The sequence below is a fragment of the Flavobacterium sp. UBA6135 genome (assembly GCF_002428305.1).
In the GTDB taxonomy this organism is placed as follows: domain Bacteria; phylum Bacteroidota; class Bacteroidia; order Flavobacteriales; family Flavobacteriaceae; genus Flavobacterium.
The window spans coordinates 92683-110670 of sequence record NZ_DIVJ01000050.1 but is presented as its reverse complement, the minus strand read 5'-3'; the positions used below and the strand labels follow the sequence as shown (position 1 = coordinate 110670).

Here is a 17988-nt window from a genome sequence, read left to right as displayed (position 1 = left end):
GTGCAAATATAATCGATTTGTGGAATCTTGAAGTTTGAAAATGATAATTAGTATGACAATTATTTTTGGTATTGATAAATTGCTTGAACTATTCTTGAGAAATAGATACTAAGTAAGCCAATGTAATCATAATCAAGCTCAGACCTTGTTTTTTTATTTAATTTTACGGTCTCAATCAGCCAATAAACCTATGCCTTTATTTGACTACAGCTTTCTAGGGAAGATTATTCCGAAACAAAAGCATAAAAAAAGCTATCGGAAAGCGAAACAAACGTATTTGAACAGAATTCGTTTGGCGATGTCTTTTTTTTATTTTGGGATGGGATTTTGCTTTGCTTCTTGGGCAAGTAGAATTCCGGATATCAAATCATTTTTGGATTTAAGTGAAGGAGAATTAGGCACTATTTTATTTGCTCTTCCAATCGGGCAATTAACAGCTATGCCTTTTTCAGGAAAAATAGTTACGCGTTTTGGAAGTAGAAAAGTATTGTTGTTTGCCTTACCATTTTATGCATTTTGTTTAACCAATATTGGCTTGGCAGAAGAAACTTGGCAATTAGCATTGGGGTTGTATTTGTTTGGAGTTTGCGGAAATTTCAGTAATATTTCCATCAACACACAAGGTGTTTATACAGAACAAATTTTCAGAAAGCCAATTATGGGTTCGTTTCACGGTTCATGGAGTTTAGCCGGTTTTTTTGGAGCGTTAGTTGGTTTGGTGATGATGGCTTTTGAACTTTCTCCTTATCAACATTTCATTATTGTTTTTGGAGTTGTGGGTTTAATCATTTTTATCAATTATCGTTTTTTAATTAAGGTGAAAGCAGTTCAACAAGCAATTGATATTGCAAAACCAAAATTCAGAATGCCGGATAAATCGTTGATTTGGCTTGGTGTAATTGGATTTTGTTGTTTAGCTAGTGAAGGAATTATGTTTGATTGGAGCGGTGTTTATTTCAAAGATGTAGTAAAAGCACCCGGGTCTTTGGTTATTTTAGGTTATACTTCATTTATGATTACAATGGCTTCCGGACGATTTTTGAGTGATATTTTAGTTAAAAAATACGGAGCACAAAAAATACTCCTTGTCAGTGGAATCACTATTTCCTTGGGATTGTATACTGCTGTTGCTTTTCCATTTTTAATTCCGAGTACCATTGCATTTATGATGGTTGGGTTTGGCGTTTCGAATGTCATTCCAATCGTTTACAGCACAACAGGACGAATTACAACATTACCGACAAGCGAAGCTTTAACCATTGTAACCGGAATTAGTTTCTTAGGATTTTTAATGGGACCACCAATTATCGGACATATTGCTGAACTAACCAGCTTGAGGTATTCGTTTGCTTTTATTGGAGTTTTTGGCGTGTTTATTTCGGTTTTGGCTTATTATTTGAAGATTTTTAGGTGATATAAATTTAAACCTGTCAGGTCCAAAAGTAAATTTTAAATACTCATCCTAAACTTCTCCACAACTTCTGCTACTTTACCAAAGTGTCGTTCATCAATAAACAATTCTACAGCTAAATCTAAATTGCCAAAACCACCCAAACGAGCAGATTGAATGTTATCTTTCTGGAGCACTTCTACGCCAATTTCTTCTATTTTTTCTTTTAATGCGGAAGCTAAAATTTCACTTCCGGAAAATATTTTCATCATGCCCATAGGATTCGGTTTTAAGGTTTAAAAGTTGCGAGTTGCGAGTTATAATTCGGTGAACTATTCTGCTTCAAAAAAGACGGGTTCTATCATGATTTTATCGGCTAATACTTCTACTCGTTCGGTTATGGTTGAACAGAAGAAAACCCGTTGTGTTTTTTCTACACTTAATGAAAGTCTAAGAATGATGGCATCCATTCGGTTTCTAAACATCACTTCGGCATCATCCACCACAAATATTTTAATGGTATTCATATTGAATCCGGCAGATGCAAACATATCGTTAATCTTAGTTGGCGTGCCAATCAAAACATCCATTCCTAACGAAATTTGGTTTTTATCAAAATCAATATCACCTCTTTCATGAACACCAATGACACGTAAATCTAAAAAGTCACCAAATTTTTCAAATAAATCAACCATTTCGGTTACTTTATCGCGGTTTTCTACAACAATTAAAGCTCTTGTACTTTCGCCGACTGCTTTTTCTAATCGTTGAATAACATTAAGCACCAAAGTCGTTGTTTTTCCACTTCCGGCTGGAGATTGAATAACCGCATCTGCTCCACTTTTTAATGTAGAAAAAGTTGCCTGTTGTATTTCATTCGCTTCAGTCAAACCACATTCGATAAGGGCTTGTTGAAGTTTTAGGTTTATTTTTTTTAGTTGCATATATTTTTAAAGTGATTAGTAATTAGTGAATAGTAATTAGCAGCTAATCACTAATTACTATTCACTAATCACTCTTTCTATTTACTCGCAAAAAGCTTCACATCATTCTCCGAAATTTCACTTCCGCCAAGAATAATCAAACGTTCTACCACGTTGCGAAGTTCGCGAATATTTCCCGTCCAATCGTATTCTTGCAATAATTTAATTGCAGCTGGAGTAAATTGTTTCGCCACGTTGCCTTGTTCTTCTGAAATTTTGGTGGCAAAATGCTCAATCAACAACGGAATATCATCTCTTCTTTCATTCAAAGCAGGAACTTTAATTAATATAACTGCCAAACGATGATACAAATCTTCACGAAAACGACCTTCTGTAATTTCTTTTTGTAAATCTTTGTTCGTTGCAGCAATCACTCGAACATTCACTTTGATGTCTTTATCAGCTCCGACTCTTTGCACTAAATTTTCCTGTAAAGCTCGCAATACTTTGGCTTGAGCGGCTAAACTCATATCACCAATTTCATCCAAAAAAATCGTTCCGCCATCAGCAGCTTCAAATTTTCCGGCACGGTCTTTAACCGCAGAAGTAAAGGCTCCTTTTACATGACCAAATAATTCACTTTCAATTAATTCAGATGGAATGGCCGCACAGTTCACTTCCACAATTGGAAAAGCAGCACGTTCACTCTTTTCATGCAATTGATGAGCTACCAACTCTTTTCCTGTTCCGTTTGGGCCGGTAATCAAAACACGGGCTTCTGTTGGAGCCACTTTTTCAATCATCTCTTTAATATGATTAATTGGCTGTGATTGACCAATCATCTCATAATTTTTGCTAACTTTCTTTTTTAGAATTTTATTCTCAACAACCAGTTGCTTTCTGTCTAATGCATTTCGAACCGTGTTTAATAATCGATTCAAATCCGGTGGTTTTGAGATATAATCAAACGCTCCCAATCGCATCGTATTGACTGCCGTTTCCAAATCACCATGACCTGAAATCATGACCATCGGAATTTCAGGTTTAATTTTTTTAACGGCTTCGAGCACTTCTACCCCATCCATTTTAGGCATTTTGATGTCGCAAAGCACTAAATCGTAGTCTTCATTTTTAATTTTTTCAATACCCGAAAGTCCGTCTTCGGCTTCTTCTACTTGATACGTATCATTTTCTTCCGAAAGAATTTTGGTTAACACTCTTCGGATGGCTGCTTCGTCTTCTATGATTAATATTTTTGGCATAATTCTGTTTTTATTTTAAAATTTGGGTTGGAATAAATGAACATCGCGTTGTGGAAACGGAATAGAAACTTTATTGGCTCTAAATTGTTTGTCAATTTCAAATCGGAGTTCGCTTTTAACTCTTGGAACTGTGAAGGCATCATCTACAAAAAAGTAAACCGCAAAATCTAATGACGAATCGCCAAAATCTTCAAACATCACAACAGGTTCAGGAATTTTTAAAACACTTTCATGTTTAGTCGCACAAGCAATCAAGATTTGTTTTACCAATTCCGTATCGGAGCCATAAGCTACTCCAACTTCAATATTTTCGCGAATGATGTTGCTGTTTTGCGTCCAATTAAACAAAATATCGGTTAAAAATTTATGATTGGGAATCACCATTACACGCTGATTTCTGGTAACCGCTTTGGTAGATCGAAGGCTTATTTTTTCAACTTTACAAACTTTTCCATCTATTTCAATGATATCACCCACTCGTAATGATTGATCCAAAATTATTAAAATTCCGGAAATCAAATCTTGGAAAAGTTGTTGTAATGCAAAACCTAATCCAAGAAATATTGCTGCAGAGGCGGTAAGCAAGACACTTATGTTTACACCGGATGCATTGAGTGTAAACATGATAACAAAAAGATAAACTAAATATTGAACAAATTGAAAAATACTGACAAACTTGTTTTTATCTTCATCCGGAAGATTCCTTGTTATAACTTTTCTAATAAATTTTAGTAAGTAACTTGTAATTAAAAAGGCTACTATCAATGCAATAATAGCTCCTAATGTCAGATTAACATCTTCAGTTTTTATTAGACTTAGTCCTAAAATGTCTTTTAATTTTTCAATAATTTCCATAGGCTAATAGTTCATCCATTTAAACAATTCTCTCCAAGTTGGTTTCTTTCCATACATTAAAATCCCGACTCTGTATATTTTTGAAGCAAACCAAACGACCAAGAAGAAAGTAGAAAACAACAAAACAATTGATAAAACCAGCTGCCAAATTGGAACGCCAAACGGAATTCGCATTAACATCACGATTGGTGAAGTTAATGGAATGATGGAAAAAACAGTCGCAACTGTTCCGTGTGGATCATTCAACACTGTAAAAAAACCAATATAAACCCCTAAAACCAAAGGCATAATTATAGGTAATAAAAATTGCTGTGAATCGGTTTCGTTATCAACAGCAGCACCAATTGCAGCATAAAATGAACTGTATAAAAAGTAACCTCCAATAAAATATAATACAAATGAAACCAATAAAGTTCCTATTGGTAAGGTTAAAAATTCTTTGATGTAGAGTTGCATTTTTGAACCCATTTCCGCTTGACCGGCTTCAATCATTCCGGCATCAAGTGCGGGAGTGGCTCCCATTTGAACACCAAAATAAGTAGAAATTCCAAAGAATAAAATAAACCCAATTATGGCCCAAATTAAAAATTGTAAAATTCCGGCTAAAGAAGTACCAATGATTTTGCCCATCATCAATTGAAAGGGTTTCACTGAAGAAATAATAATTTCAATAATTCGATTGGTTTTCTCTTCAATCACACTACGCATAACTAAATTTCCATAAATTATAATGAACATCATAATCAAATAGCCAAACGCTCCTCCAATGGCAATTTTTATTTCGTTTAAACCTTTTACAGTTTCTTCACCTGAAGATTTTGCTAAATTGACACTGACTTTTGAAACTGAATTTTTAATAGCTAAAGTATCTAAACCGGCAACGATGTAATTTTGCTCAGTGATTTTTTTTCCAATTAAACTTTCAATAGTTCCAATGAAATTCATACTCGGACTTTCATTAGAAATGTACTGAATTTTTGATTCATAATCACGTAAACTAGCTACTTTAGGAAAGTATAACAATCCTTCGTATTTTGTATTTAAGATGCTGTCTTTCACAAATTGCAAATCAATTGCTGATAAATCATGATAGGAATAAGCATCCGAATTTTTAAAGACTGGAATAAAATTTCCACTTTCATCATGTATGGCAATTTTTTTGGTTTCCGCTTTCATTGAAGCCAGATAACCTACCAAAACAGCAATAGCAACAAACAGTAACGGACTCAAAAAAGTCATTACTATAAATGATTTGTTGCGAACTTTTGCAATAAATTCTCTTTTAATAATTAATGAAACTACACTCATAATTTGATTCTGTATTGAAAATTATTGACTTACTGTTTTAATAAAAATGTCATTTACACTTGGAATATTTTCTTCAAAATGGGTAACTTGACCTTTTTGAAGTAATAACTGAAGGAGCTCATTTGGTGAACTTTCTCCCAAGGAAACTTCAAACTTCAAATCATCATTTAACGATTTAAAATTAGTTTGAGCAATTGTATATTTTTGAGTCAATTGAACCATTAAACCTTCTACATCTTGAGTTAAAATTCCAACTTTATAGGTGTTTGTTCGAAACTGTCTTTTTACATCAGATAATTTACCTTCAATTAATTTATTGGATTGATGAAGTAATGCAATATGGTCACAAAGCTCTTCAACACTTTCCATTCTATGGGTTGAAAAAATTATGGTTGCTCCATTTTTTTGTAATTCTAAAATTTCATCTTTGATAATGTTGGCATTCACGGGATCAAATCCTGAAAAAGGTTCATCAAAAATTAATAATTTAGGTTTGTGTAAAACGGTAACAACAAACTGCACTTTTTGTGCCATTCCTTTTGAAAGTTCTTCAATTTTTTTGTCCCACCAACCTTCAATTTCCAATTTTTGAAACCAATAATCCAATTGAATTTTAGCCTCTTTTTTACTCAAACCTTTTAATTGAGCCAAATACAACGCTTGTTCACCAACTTTCATGGATTTATATAAACCGCGTTCTTCCGGCATATAACCAATGTGAGCAATATGATCGGATTTCAATTTTTCACCATCAAGAAATACACTACCACTATCGGGCATTGTGATTTGATTGATAATTCTAATTAACGAAGTTTTTCCGGCTCCATTTGGACCTAAAAGCCCATAAATACTTCCGGTTGGGACACTTAAAGATACTTTGTTTAGAGCTGTAAAATTTCCGTACTGTTTAACTAAATCATTTATTTGAAGAATTGTACTCATAGATTTTTATAAAAACGTAAATATAGCCAATTGGTAGTGGTTTTAGAAATTTGTTACAAAAAAAACCCACCCTTATAGTTACACAAGGATGGGAAAAATTGCTATGAAAAAGAATATACTAGTTGCCTAGTATGATTCAAATGTAAAAAAATTTTATAAACTATGAAAACATATCTTTAACTTTTTCAAAAAAAGATTTATCTGATTTCTCAGGGTTAGGAATAAAGTTTTCGTTAGTAAGCATTTTTTCAAAAAATTCCTTTTGTTCTCTGTCTAATTTCTTGGGTGTCCAGACATTAATATGAACCAATAAGTCGCCATTTCCATAGGAATTTATATTAGGAATTCCTTTTCCTTTTAGACGTAAGATTTTACCTGATTGAATACCTTCTTCTAACTTAATTCTCAGTTTTCCACCAATGGCTTCAATATCTTTGGAAACACCCAAAGCGGCTTCTGCAACACTTATATATAAATCATAATGAAGGTTTTCACCTTCGCGTTTTAAAAATTCATGCTCCACTTCTTCAATGGCAACAATTAAATCACCGGGGATTCCGTTACCCGGAGCATCATTTCCTTTTCCGGAAACTTTTAATTGCATGCCATCAACAACACCTGCAGGAATTTTGATAGAAACGGTTTCATCTTCTAAAATCATTCCTTGAGCATCGGCATTATTTGGTTTGGAACTAATAGATTGACCCGCACCACCACAAGTTGGACAGGTGGTTGCCGTTTGCATTCTTCCCAAAATGGTATTGGTTACTCTCAAAACCTGACCGGAACCATTACATGTTCCACAAGTTTTATAACTCACTCCGGCAGCTTGAACCTTACGTTTTACTTTAACTTTTTTCTCAACACCATTGGCAATTTCCTCTAAAGTGAGTTTCACTTTTATACGAAGATTACTCCCTTTCATTCTGCGTTGACCTCCGCCACCGCCAAATCCACCAAAACCGCCAAATCCACCGCCACCAAAAATGTCGCCAAATTGACTGAAGATGTCATCCATATTCATTCCGCCACCGCCACCAAATCCGCCATGACCGTCAAAAGCTGCATGACCATATTGATCATACTTGGCTTTTTTATTTGGGTCACTCAATACTTCATAAGCTTCAGCAGCTTTTTTGAAGTTTTCTTCTGCTTCCTTATTTCCGGGGTTTTTGTCGGGGTGAAATTCGATTGCTTTCTTGCGATACGCTTTCTTAATTTCTTCGGCAGTAGCATTTTTTGAAATGCCTAATATTTCGTAAAAATCTTTTTTCATAAACTTTTAATTTCCAATTATAACTTTTGGAAAGCGGATTATTTTATCGCCTAACTTGTATCCTTTTTCTATAACATCTACAATTTTACCTTTCAAATCAGCAGATGGAGCCGGAATTTGTGTGATTGCTTCTGCAAAATCTGCATTAAAATCATCACCCGGATTAATTTCTACTTGCTCTAATCCTTTTGAAACTAAAGTGTTTTTTAGCTTTTCATGAATTAAGTTGACACCGGTAATCAAATTCTCATCGTCAGTTTTAGAAATTTCAATCATTGCTCGGTCAAAATCATCTAAAATAGGAAGCATTGCTTGTAAAACTTCTTGATTTGCTGTTTTAAATAAATCAATTCGCTCTTTGGTTGTACGCTTTTTATAATTTTCAAACTCAGCAAATAATCGCAAGAATTTATCTTTTTCTTTTGCTAAATCCTCTTCTAACTTTTCTTCATTGGATATTTCAACAGTTGGAGCTTCTGCATTTTCTTGATTCTGCTCTATTGTTGCTTCGTTTTCAATGATTTCCTTTTCTATATTTTCTGTAGACTCCTGGTTCATATTCTTAAAAAATTTTTTGAACATTTATTGTTGGATTTTGGATTGCAAAAGTACTGCCATTTGTTTAAAAATGTCAAATTGTCAGCAAAATATTGTGATTTTTTAATTACAAAATTTTCTAAATTACAATAATTTCACTTTTGTAAAAAGTCCAATTTCTATTGTTCAAATAAATTTTAGTATAAATTTAAGAAGGATTTGTTTAAAAGAATTTAATTTTGAATCAACAAAAAATCAAATATATTATGAAAAAATCTTTTTTAATTTTTGCCTTCGTTGGTGGATTACTAACATTAAATTCTTGTAAAAACGACAAAACTGAAGCCGGTGACGCTCAAGAAGTTGCAACAACTTCAGATGATGCTAATGGTTATGTTGTGGATACTGCAAACTCTACAATAGAATGGGTTGGGTCAAAACCAACAGGAAAGCACAATGGAACTATTGCTATTTCTGCGGGTGAGGTTTATTTAAACAACGGTAAAGTTGAAAGTGGTAAATTTACGATTGACATGACTTCAATTACTGTTTTAGACTTAGCTGCAGGTGATGGTAAAGAAGATTTGGAAGGACACCTAAAAGGTTTGGGTAAAGCAGAAGATGCTGATCATTTTTTCAACACAAATAAATATCCTGAAGGGGTGTTTGAAATTACTTCAGTAAATACAGTTGACGGACAAACTACAATTGAAGGTAATTTAACGCTTAAAGAAATTACAAAAAGTGTAAAATTCCCTGCAACTTTAGCTCTTGATGGTGATAGTTTAATGTTAACTACAGAAACATTTACAATCAACAGAACAGATTGGAATGTAAATTATGGTTCAAAATCTATCTTTGATAACTTAGGAGATAAATTCATAAATGATGCTATCGAATTGAAAATTTCGGTTAAAGCTTCAAAATAATTTTTACTCATCTTACTAGAAACTAAAAACGCTGATTTTCATCAGCGTTTTTTTTATAGACTATTTTGAATACTTACCTTGGGTTCAAAGCGGTATCAATTTTTGAAACTAAATCTGCTAAATGAAATTTACTCAATCTGTCAGTTGATGAAGCTGCACCTAATTTCAGCTGGTTTTTCAATTCTGTTAATTGTCCTCTGGCAATTGATGGAATGTCAGTTTCACTATATTTTACTGGTCTTCTGTTCAATCCCATTGCGGTTTTCTTTCCATCGTTATCTAGAGCTTCAATAAGATTATTTACAAACAGTTTTTGAAGATTTCTTCGATAAACATCAATAGGTGCATTGATTCGTAATTCAGAAAAAACACCTTTTCTGATGTCACTAAATAACTCATCTACCGTATAATTCTTTTTATTAAGTGAAGAAGTTTCTATCAAACGAATCAAACGATCACCTGAAAACAAACTGTTCAAAGTTCCACCTTGTAATGATTTCATGGCTTCAACCCCACTTTCAGGTTTGATTTTGTTTAAAATATCTTGATCTAATAACCAAACCGGCGTTTTAAATAATTGTTCGTTCAAAAACGCAACAGCTTCTTTTTGAATACTTGACGGCACAACTTCATACAAATCACCCTCCATATCTGCAGTTTTTGGATCTTCATAAATACCACCTACATTTTTGGTAACATGTCCCATATAACGTCTAAATTGTCCGGTAAGTGAATTATAAAGTCCGTCAAGTTCTGAATAATCCTCGCCATCTTCTTTACTCCAAGTAATCAATTGAGGTAAAATTCTTTTCAGATTTTTTATTCCATATTCTGAAGCTTTCATAGCATTATCACCTAAATCTTCGGTTTGAAATCTAGGATCAAAAGGACTGGTCTCTGTTCCAAAATGTAAGCGTTTATTTTTATAAGCCTCTTTTGTCATGGAGTTTAACAATGCTTTTTCTTCCTTTTCATCTTTGGCATCCGGAAAATACGCATAACCCCATCTGATGGCCCATTTATCATAATCACCAATTTTTGGAAACAAATCAGTCACACCATCTTCTGGCTGTGCCACATAATTAAATCGAGCATAATCCATGATGGATGACGTGTGTCCAAATTGTTTTTGGAATTCTTTATCTCGCAACTTTTCAACCGGAGTAGCATGACTGGCTCCCATATTGTGACGTAAACCTAAAGTATGACCAACTTCGTGAGCCGCAACAAATCGAATCAGTTCACCCATCAACTTATCATTAAATTTAATGGTTCTAGCCTGAGGATCAACTGCTGCTGTTTGAATTAAATACCAATCTCGCAACAAACTCATAATGTTGTGGTACCAACCGATATGACTTTCTAAAATTTCTCCTGTTCTTGGATCATGAACATTTGGTCCGTATGCATTTTGAATATCAGCTGCAAAATATCTTAAAACTGAAAAACGAGCATCTTCCAAACTCATCGTCGGATCGTTTTCTGGCCAATATTCTCCTCTAATAGCATTCTTCCATCCGGCGAATTCAAAAGCTTCTTGCCAATCATCAATACCGGCTTTTATAAAAGGTTTCCATTTATCTGGAGTGGCAGGATCAATATAATAAACTAATTGTTTTTTAGGTTCAATTAGTTCCCCTCTTTTTTGTTTTTCTGCATCTTCAGCATTTTTAGGTTCCAATCTCCAACGAACAGCAAAAACATCTCGTTCTGCTTTTAAAGAGTTTTCTTCAAAAACACTATAACCATTTGCAAAATAACCAACTCGCTTGTCAAAAGCTCTTTTTCGCATAGGTTTTTGAGGTAATAAAATGAAGGAAGTGTTCAATTCAAAAGTTACAACACCTGCATCTAAACCAGCTGGAAAATTAGTTCCAATAGTTGGAGTTGGTGTTAGAGAAATTTGTCTTGGTTTTGTAGAAAACGTTTTTACTGAACGAATTTCCGTATTAACCGGAAATGATTTCATTGTTTGTATGAACGACTTGTCCTTTTGAAAGGCAACAATATTTAGCAATTGCTTCCGGATAGGATCCAATGAAAAAGCTTGTAAATCAGCATCAAAAAGAGGGGTTACATCAAATACATAACCTTTGATGTTTTTCCCATCTTTGTTATAAGCCATTACATCAAAATTACCAATTATTGGATCGGCACTAGAATTTTCTACTGCTTTCGTTATCGGCGAATCTTCGTTTGGTGTTGTGATTACGTAAGTTACAGAACGCAGTAAAATATTATCGTTTAAGCCTTTTTCAAACTTAATCACTTGTCTATTCACTTCTTCTCCTCCAAATATTCCACCTCCGGCCGGAGTTTTTGAATATCTTGTAATTGACATTATTTCTTTTCCAAGCAATGAATCAGCCACTTCAAAAAGATATTTATCGCCAACTTTATGTACATCAATTAATCCTTTTTGAGTAACGGCACTTGAATCAATTACTTTATTGTAGGGTTTTGGTTTTTTTACATCCGGTTTTTTGGCATCCGGAGGAGTGATTGTTGCCGTGGTTGTTGTGTTTTTTTTAGAATCTTTTTTCTTTTTTTGAGCAAATGCGTCAGTTGTAGAGAAAAGCAACAAAAGTGTTGCTGCTACTAAAAGTTGTTTTATCATAGTTGAGAGATTAGTTATAATCCTCAAATATATTTTAAAAATTCTACTAATTATCTCTGTAAAAAATAATTAGCAATTGTTTAAGAAAATATTATGTATTCAATAAATCTTTTAGAGCAGGTTCTAAATCTTCAAATTGAAACTCAAAACGCTGATTTTCAATTTTTTTAGAACTTACATTTTGACTTGAAAAAAGCAATTGATGCATTTCTCCCAACACCAATTGCATAGCAAACTTAGGAATTGCCGGCATAAAAAGAGGTTTGTTCAACACTTTAGCAATTGACTTTGTTAACGCTTTATTCGTAGCCGGATTTGGAGCTACGGCGTTGTAAACCCCCTCCAATTGATTTTGGGTTGCAAAATAAAACATTTGAGCTAAGTCTGAAATATGAATCCATGATTGCATTTGTAAACCCGAACCAAAATGAGAACCTAATCCTAACTTGATAGGTTTTATCATTTCTGATAAAGCTCCACCTTTATCAGACAAAACCAAACCAATTCTTAATTTACATACTTTTAAATGTAATAGACTGAATTTATCAACACTTTCCTCCCATTTTAGCACAACATTGGTTAAAAAATCATCGCCAAATTGTTTTGAATCTTCATGATATACTTCAGTCAAACTATCTTTATAAATACCTATTGCAGAAGCTGAAACAATTTGCTTTACTTGATTAGGATGCTGTTTTAATGCTTTAAACAATAAATTTGAAGTATCAATTCTACTTTCAATAATTTCTTGTTTGTAGTTAGATGTCCATCTTTTTGAAACGGATGCACCGGCTAAATGAATAATTACTTCCACATCATTCAAACAACTCTCATCTAAAACACCTTGCTTCGGATTCCAATAAAACCCTTTATAATTTGGTTTATCAATTATTTTATCTTTTGAAGTAGTTAAATAATGAACCGTATGATTATTTTCTAAAAGTAATGAAACAATTTCACTTCCAACCAAACCTGTTGCCCCAGTTATTAATAGTGTCATTTTTATTTTTTTATACAAATTTAGACCCTCTTGCTTCAAAAGAAAAGTTAATTGGGAATTGTTTAATTCATTGAATTTAAAATCGTTCTACTACTTAATACGAATGCTCCATTCAAAATTCATTTCTGAAACCTGATCGCCTTTTTCATCAATTCCTATAGATTTCATCCAAAAAGTTTGTCCCTCTCCTGTTGCAATAGTTTGTTTGATGGCATCTTCAATTAAATGACCATCGTTACACGTAAAAGTAATTCGTCCTGTTGCTTTTTTGGTAAAATTTCCATTATTATTGGCCACAAGCATAGAAATATTTTTGCCGCTTTTCTTTATTTGCAACATCACCAAAGATCCGGTTGTTAATTCAGCGGCCATCGCTTGAACTGCAAAATACATTGATTTAAACGGATTTTGATTAATCCATTTGTGTTTTACTGTAACCACACAATGGTTTGAATCAATCGTTTTTACACGAACTCCACACCAAAAAGCGGAAGGTAATTTAAAAAATAAGAAACTGTTTAATTTTCGGGCTGTAATCTGCATGGATACTGAATTTTTAGTAAAAATAGAATTAATTTATGAATTGACAATATGTTAATTTTATGTTAAATATTAGTACTATGCGTAACACAATACCTTCTTTTAGACATATATTTGTATAAGATATTATTATATACATTTATATTATGACAACACAAAGCGAAAAAAACACAGCCGTAGCTATCCATTTAAGTTCATTAGCTAAGTATTTAGTTCCGTTTGCAGGAATAATTGTTCCAATTATTATTTGGCAAAGCAAGAAGACCGATTCTCAATTTGTGGACGAGAATGGAAAATCAGTAATTAACTTTAATTTGAGCCTACTATTATATAGTATCATTATTGCAATCATTTTTGGTGTCTTTTTTATCAATTCAATCATTGAAATTGTTCAATTTGAAAACCAAGGTATCGATGTTATTCCGGTGAATTTGATAACCGTTGCAATCATAACCGGATTAACCTTAATAGTGTGGTCTATAACAGAATTTATATTAATTCTTATTGGAACTATAAAAGCAGGAAATGGTTCAGTATATAAATATCCTTTAACCATACCGTTTATAAAATAAAAATCAATCAATCAATCAATCAATCAATCAATCAATCAATCAATCAATCAATCAATCATCTGTCATTGTATAAAGGAGTGACAATCATCAATCAAAAACGAACAGTAATTAAAAAATTAAAAAAATGAATTATGAACATTGAAAACACAAAAGCCCAGATGAGAAAAGGGGTTTTAGAGTTTTGCATTCTTTCAGTTCTCAAAGAAAAAGAAGCCTATACATCTGAAATATTAGATACCCTTAAAGAAGCAAAGTTGTTAGTGGTTGAAGGAACAGTTTATCCGTTGCTCACCAGACTAAAAAATGATGGATTACTCAACTATCGTTGGGAAGAATCAACCTCGGGACCACCAAGAAAGTATTATGGTCTAACCGAAATCGGAAAGCAATTTTTAACAGAATTGAACACTACTTGGAGTGAATTGTCAAACGCTGTGAACACAATAACAATAAAAAAATAACAGTCATGAACAAAACAGTTAATATAAATTTAGGCGGTCTTTTTTTCCATATCGATGAAGACGCTTTTCAAAAAATAAGTCGATACTTTGATGCTATCAAACGTTCATTGTCCAATGCAAATGGTCAGGATGAAATCATGAAAGACATTGAAGTGAGAATATCTGAGATTTTTTCTGAAAACAAAAAATCAGATAAACATGTAATCAATTTAAAAGATGTTGATGCCATGATTGCAATCATGGGACAACCGGAAGATTATAGGTTAGAAGAAGAAAACGGAGAATCAACTCAGTCGTTTTCGGCATCAAAATCATCTAAAAAACTGTATCGTGACATAGATAAAAACATACTAGGTGGTGTTGCGGCAGGATTTGGTCATTATTTAGGTGTTGATGCCTTATGGTTACGATTAGCCTTGATATTGTTATTATTTGCTAGTGCCGGAACAATGATTTTTGTTTACATTTTGCTTTGGGTATTAATTCCAAAAGCAATTACTACAGTTGAAAAATTAGAAATGACCGGAGAACCGGCTAATCTTTCAAATATCGAAAAAAAAGTTCGTGAAGAATTTGCCTCGTTTTCAGAAAAAGTAGAAAATGCAGATTATGAAAAAATGGGAAACCAAGTTAAATCAGGTGCCGAAGAAATTGGCTCAACAATTGGCAAACTATTTTTAGCCATTTTTAATGTTTTTGCAAAGTTTTTAGGTGCTATAATTGTAATAGTTTCCATTTCAACTTTGGCAGGATTAATTGTTAGTGTTTTCATAGGAACCATTTTCGGACAACCTTGGCAGGAATATGTGAATGCAGTAATTACGAGCGAAGTTCCTGTTTGGGTATTAGGTTTGATTTGCTTTTTTGCAATTGGAATACCATTTTTCTTTTTGATGATTTTAGGTTTGAAGCTTTTAATAACCAACATGAAATCTATTGGTAATATTGCAAAATACAGTTTGTTAGCGATATGGATTATTGCAATTGCATTATTAATAACCTTTGGAGTTCGTCAAGCCTCAGAAAGTGCTTTTGATGCAAACAGTACGCAAAAAGAGTTTTTTGAATTGAATCAAAATGACACCTTGTTTGTAAAATTTCAAAACAATGAAAATTTCACCAGCTCTGTTTCAAGAAAGTATGATTTCACATTTGTAGAAGACGAAAATGGTGAAGAGAAAATGTTTTCAAACAACGTACGTTTTCAAATCAATCACACATCAGAAAACAAACCGTATTATATCATTGATAAAAAAGCAGATGGAAATTCATTGAGCAATGCAAAAAAACGTGCAGAAAACATTGATTATAAACTATTGTTTGAAAATAATACCTTAATTTTAAACAACTATTTTTTCACTGATATCAAACAAAAATACAGAGATCAACGTGTAACAGTTCGATTGTATATTCCTGATGGATATTATATAAAACCGGATTACACCTTGAACACAAGTATCGAATGGTATGGTAGTGACATGAATTTTGAAAATGGATTTGATAACAAAACCTATTTTGTAAAAGATAAAAAATTAAAATGTGTGAATTGTAAAGAAGATGACAAATCAGAAGAAAATGATTCCACGTCAACAACTGTAACAATAAACAAAAGCGGCATACAAATCAAAGAAGGAAACTCCAATGATTTTAAAGGATTGCAAATAAATGAAGATGGTGTAATTATTAAAAACTAAGAAATTATGATAAAATTTATTCTGAATTTTGTGAAAATAGTTATTTCAGTTGTTGTAGCATTATTGGCCACTTCTTGTGAAATTAAAATTGATGGTTTAGACTCGGTTAGTGGTAATAAAAATGTGGTTACTTCAACGAGAACTACTTCTGAATCCTTTACCAAAATTCAAGTAAGCAGAGGATTGGATGTAGAAATTTATCAAGGAAGCGAAAACGCAATAACCATTGAGGCCGATGAAAATTTACACGAGTATATTAAAACATCTATAGACAATGGAAAATTAAAAATTACAACCACAAAAAACATAAAAAGAGCTGAAGAAAAAAAAGTTAAAGTTACTTTTAAAGAATTAGATGCAATTAGCACTTCGAGCGGCTCTTTTGTTGTGAGTAAAAACATCTTAATAATACCTTCACTAGATTTAAATTCAAGCAGCGGAAGTGAAATTGATATTAAAGTAGAAGTTGAAAATATAAGTTGTAAAGCCAGTAGTGGAAGTACCATCTTTTTATCCGGAAAAGCCATAAATTTAGAAGCTTCAACTTCAAGTGGTAGTGACATAAAAGCCAAAGAACTTCTAACAAACAACATAATCACAACTGCGTCAAGCGGAAGTTCAATTCAAGTTTATCCAATTTTGAGTTTAAATGCTAAAGCATCAAGTGGTGGTTCTATTTTTTATTATAAAGAACCCAATTCAATAATTAAAAAAGCAACTTCCGGAGGTAGTGTAAAATCTAAATAATCAAACTTATCAGAAAGCTTTTAATCGCAATCTAAAAAAACATCCTGACTAATAGTTGGGATGTTTTTTTTATATTTGTAATTAAATCCATTTCTAAAATGAATAAAAAGCTTATCCTACTGGCGTTCTTTTTTATTATTTCCTTATCGTATAGTCAGAAGAAGGAAAAAATAAAAGGTTCAAAAATAGTATCCATTGAACAAGTTGAAATTGGCGACTTTGACAATTTAGAAGTGTATGACGATTTAGAAGTTTTCTTAGTTAAAGGAAATAAGTGTGCTGTAGAAGTAGAAGCCGATGATAATTTACATGATGCTATTGAAGTAGATTTAAAAAACAACACATTACGCTTACGAACTACAAAAGATATTTCAGGAGCAAAAAAAACGAGCCTTAGAGTTACTTATACTGATAATTTTAAAATGGTTATTTTACGTGACAACGCAAGCTTAACAGCTTTGTCAGAAGTTAAAATAAACGAAATGACATTCAAAAGTTATGATGATTCCAAATTATTTTTGAATGCAGATATACACAATTTCACATTAATAACTAACGACAAATCAAAAGTAGAATTAAATTTAAAATCACAAGATGCTGTTTTAGAATTCAATAAAAATTCCTCCGTAAAAGCACTGATTGCGTCAAACAAACTCAAATGTGATATGTATCAAAAATCAGCAGCTGTAATTGAAGGTGATGTTGAGGACATAAAATTGCGATTAGATAACAATGCTAACTTTACAGGCAAAAAATTAGTCACCAAAAATGCTTCTTTAATTTTAGAAGGAGCTTCAAAAAGCAGTCTTAATGTGGCAACTCGTTTGATTTTAGAAGCCTCCGGCAAATCAGAATTCAACTTCTATGGTGAAGGAAAATTGGAAATAAAAAGATTTAGCGATGAAGCCAGTATCAATAAAAAAATAAAATAAAAA

General features: G+C 32.6%; 18 protein-coding genes. 7 read left to right on the top strand and 11 right to left on the bottom strand.

From position 1 onward, the window contains the following. The first annotated feature begins 190 nt into the window (after positions 1 to 190). A complete protein-coding gene (locus B3L86_RS13430) occupies positions 191 to 1414 on the top strand; it encodes an MFS transporter (protein ID WP_291120310.1) in 1224 nt (407 codons plus the stop codon). Positions 1415 to 1449: 35 nt separating this feature from the next. On the opposite strand, the gene B3L86_RS13425 is transcribed toward B3L86_RS13430, so the two are convergent. From B3L86_RS13425 to B3L86_RS13390, 8 genes are all read right to left on the bottom strand, one after another. Continuing rightward, on the bottom strand, positions 1450 to 1668 hold the full coding sequence (locus B3L86_RS13425; protein WP_291120308.1) for a putative signal transducing protein: 219 nt from the start codon (positions 1666 to 1668) through the stop codon (positions 1450 to 1452). Between the two features lie 54 nt (positions 1669 to 1722). Then, on the bottom strand, positions 1723 to 2334 hold the full coding sequence (locus B3L86_RS13420; protein WP_291120305.1) for a DEAD/DEAH box helicase: 612 nt from the start codon (positions 2332 to 2334) through the stop codon (positions 1723 to 1725). 77 nt (positions 2335 to 2411) lie between these two features. Beyond that, entirely contained in the window at positions 2412 to 3575 is a 1164-nt protein-coding gene (locus tag B3L86_RS13415) for a sigma-54-dependent transcriptional regulator (RefSeq protein WP_291120303.1), read from the bottom strand. Between the two features lie 15 nt (positions 3576 to 3590). Continuing rightward, positions 3591 to 4430 carry a mechanosensitive ion channel family protein gene (locus B3L86_RS13410; protein WP_188360814.1) on the bottom strand — a complete coding sequence of 280 codons (840 nt, stop codon included), beginning with the start codon at positions 4428 to 4430 and terminating at the stop codon, positions 3591 to 3593. A 3-nt stretch (positions 4431 to 4433) separates the two neighbouring features. Beyond that, positions 4434 to 5738: an ABC transporter permease gene (locus tag B3L86_RS13405; RefSeq protein ID WP_291120297.1), complete on the bottom strand. Its 1305-nt coding sequence runs from the start codon at positions 5736 to 5738 to the stop codon at positions 4434 to 4436. 21 nt (positions 5739 to 5759) lie between these two features. Beyond that, positions 5760 to 6680, bottom strand: a complete 921-nt coding sequence (locus B3L86_RS13400) for an ABC transporter ATP-binding protein (RefSeq protein WP_291120294.1) — start codon at positions 6678 to 6680, stop codon at positions 5760 to 5762. A 160-nt stretch (positions 6681 to 6840) separates the two neighbouring features. Beyond that, the gene (gene dnaJ, locus B3L86_RS13395; protein WP_291120291.1) at positions 6841 to 7956 is read right to left on the bottom strand and encodes a molecular chaperone DnaJ; all 1116 of its coding nucleotides are present in this window, start codon (positions 7954 to 7956) and stop codon (positions 6841 to 6843) included. Positions 7957 to 7962: 6 nt separating this feature from the next. Next, entirely contained in the window at positions 7963 to 8514 is a 552-nt protein-coding gene (locus B3L86_RS13390) for a nucleotide exchange factor GrpE (protein WP_414655136.1), read from the bottom strand. A 245-nt stretch (positions 8515 to 8759) separates the two neighbouring features. On the opposite strand from B3L86_RS13390, the gene B3L86_RS13385 reads away from it, so the two are divergent. Further along, a complete protein-coding gene (locus B3L86_RS13385; RefSeq protein WP_291120285.1) occupies positions 8760 to 9422 on the top strand; it encodes a YceI family protein in 663 nt (220 codons plus the stop codon). Between the two features lie 73 nt (positions 9423 to 9495). Here B3L86_RS13385 and B3L86_RS13380 read toward each other — a convergent pair whose 3' ends face one another. The 3 genes from B3L86_RS13380 to B3L86_RS13370 all read right to left on the bottom strand — a co-directional run bounded on the left by B3L86_RS13380 (position 9496) and on the right by B3L86_RS13370 (position 13582). Beyond that, positions 9496 to 12039, bottom strand: a complete 2544-nt coding sequence (locus B3L86_RS13380) for a zinc-dependent metalloprotease (RefSeq protein WP_291120282.1) — start codon at positions 12037 to 12039, stop codon at positions 9496 to 9498. 91 nt (positions 12040 to 12130) lie between these two features. Continuing rightward, the gene (locus B3L86_RS13375; RefSeq protein WP_291120279.1) at positions 12131 to 13039 is read right to left on the bottom strand and encodes a TIGR01777 family oxidoreductase; all 909 of its coding nucleotides are present in this window, start codon (positions 13037 to 13039) and stop codon (positions 12131 to 12133) included. A 90-nt stretch (positions 13040 to 13129) separates the two neighbouring features. Beyond that, the gene (locus B3L86_RS13370) at positions 13130 to 13582 is read right to left on the bottom strand and encodes a DUF4442 domain-containing protein (RefSeq protein WP_291120276.1); all 453 of its coding nucleotides are present in this window, start codon (positions 13580 to 13582) and stop codon (positions 13130 to 13132) included. A gap of 143 nt (positions 13583 to 13725) precedes the next feature. Between B3L86_RS13370 and B3L86_RS13365 the strand changes: the two genes are divergently transcribed. From B3L86_RS13365 to B3L86_RS13345, 5 genes are all read left to right on the top strand, one after another. Continuing rightward, complete coding sequence (locus B3L86_RS13365; RefSeq protein ID WP_291120274.1) at positions 13726 to 14151, top strand: DUF4870 domain-containing protein; 426 nt, start codon at positions 13726 to 13728, stop codon at positions 14149 to 14151. Between the two features lie 131 nt (positions 14152 to 14282). Then, the gene (locus B3L86_RS13360) at positions 14283 to 14612 is read left to right on the top strand and encodes a PadR family transcriptional regulator (RefSeq protein ID WP_291120271.1); all 330 of its coding nucleotides are present in this window, start codon (positions 14283 to 14285) and stop codon (positions 14610 to 14612) included. Positions 14613 to 14617: 5 nt separating this feature from the next. Beyond that, the gene (locus B3L86_RS13355; RefSeq protein WP_291120268.1) at positions 14618 to 16306 is read left to right on the top strand and encodes a PspC domain-containing protein; all 1689 of its coding nucleotides are present in this window, start codon (positions 14618 to 14620) and stop codon (positions 16304 to 16306) included. 6 nt (positions 16307 to 16312) lie between these two features. Then, positions 16313 to 17053, top strand: a complete 741-nt coding sequence (locus tag B3L86_RS13350; RefSeq protein WP_291120266.1) for a head GIN domain-containing protein — start codon at positions 16313 to 16315, stop codon at positions 17051 to 17053. A 98-nt stretch (positions 17054 to 17151) separates the two neighbouring features. Continuing rightward, on the top strand, positions 17152 to 17985 hold the full coding sequence (locus B3L86_RS13345; protein WP_291120264.1) for a GIN domain-containing protein: 834 nt from the start codon (positions 17152 to 17154) through the stop codon (positions 17983 to 17985). Positions 17986 to 17988: the final 3 nt, after the last annotated feature.

Coding starts and splice junctions, on each gene's coding strand:
- B3L86_RS13380 (WP_291120282.1), bottom strand. CDS start 12,039: ATGATAAAACAACTTTTAGTAGCAGCAACACTTTTGTTGCTTTTCTCT.
- B3L86_RS13345 (WP_291120264.1), top strand. CDS start 17,152: ATGAATAAAAAGCTTATCCTACTGGCGTTCTTTTTTATTATTTCCTTA.
- B3L86_RS13430 (WP_291120310.1), top strand. CDS start 191: ATGCCTTTATTTGACTACAGCTTTCTAGGGAAGATTATTCCGAAACAA.
- B3L86_RS13425 (WP_291120308.1), bottom strand. CDS start 1,668: ATGGGCATGATGAAAATATTTTCCGGAAGTGAAATTTTAGCTTCCGCA.
- B3L86_RS13350 (WP_291120266.1), top strand. CDS start 16,313: ATGATAAAATTTATTCTGAATTTTGTGAAAATAGTTATTTCAGTTGTT.
- B3L86_RS13405 (WP_291120297.1), bottom strand. CDS start 5,738: ATGAGTGTAGTTTCATTAATTATTAAAAGAGAATTTATTGCAAAAGTT.
- B3L86_RS13410 (WP_188360814.1), bottom strand. CDS start 4,430: ATGGAAATTATTGAAAAATTAAAAGACATTTTAGGACTAAGTCTAATA.
- B3L86_RS13370 (WP_291120276.1), bottom strand. CDS start 13,582: ATGCAGATTACAGCCCGAAAATTAAACAGTTTCTTATTTTTTAAATTA.
- B3L86_RS13365 (WP_291120274.1), top strand. CDS start 13,726: ATGACAACACAAAGCGAAAAAAACACAGCCGTAGCTATCCATTTAAGT.
- B3L86_RS13390 (WP_414655136.1), bottom strand. CDS start 8,514: ATGAACCAGGAGTCTACAGAAAATATAGAAAAGGAAATCATTGAAAAC.
- dnaJ (WP_291120291.1), bottom strand. CDS start 7,956: ATGAAAAAAGATTTTTACGAAATATTAGGCATTTCAAAAAATGCTACT.
- B3L86_RS13385 (WP_291120285.1), top strand. CDS start 8,760: ATGAAAAAATCTTTTTTAATTTTTGCCTTCGTTGGTGGATTACTAACA.
- B3L86_RS13375 (WP_291120279.1), bottom strand. CDS start 13,039: ATGACACTATTAATAACTGGGGCAACAGGTTTGGTTGGAAGTGAAATT.
- B3L86_RS13415 (WP_291120303.1), bottom strand. CDS start 3,575: ATGCCAAAAATATTAATCATAGAAGACGAAGCAGCCATCCGAAGAGTG.
- B3L86_RS13355 (WP_291120268.1), top strand. CDS start 14,618: ATGAACAAAACAGTTAATATAAATTTAGGCGGTCTTTTTTTCCATATC.
- B3L86_RS13420 (WP_291120305.1), bottom strand. CDS start 2,334: ATGCAACTAAAAAAAATAAACCTAAAACTTCAACAAGCCCTTATCGAA.
- B3L86_RS13400 (WP_291120294.1), bottom strand. CDS start 6,680: ATGAGTACAATTCTTCAAATAAATGATTTAGTTAAACAGTACGGAAAT.
- B3L86_RS13360 (WP_291120271.1), top strand. CDS start 14,283: ATGAACATTGAAAACACAAAAGCCCAGATGAGAAAAGGGGTTTTAGAG.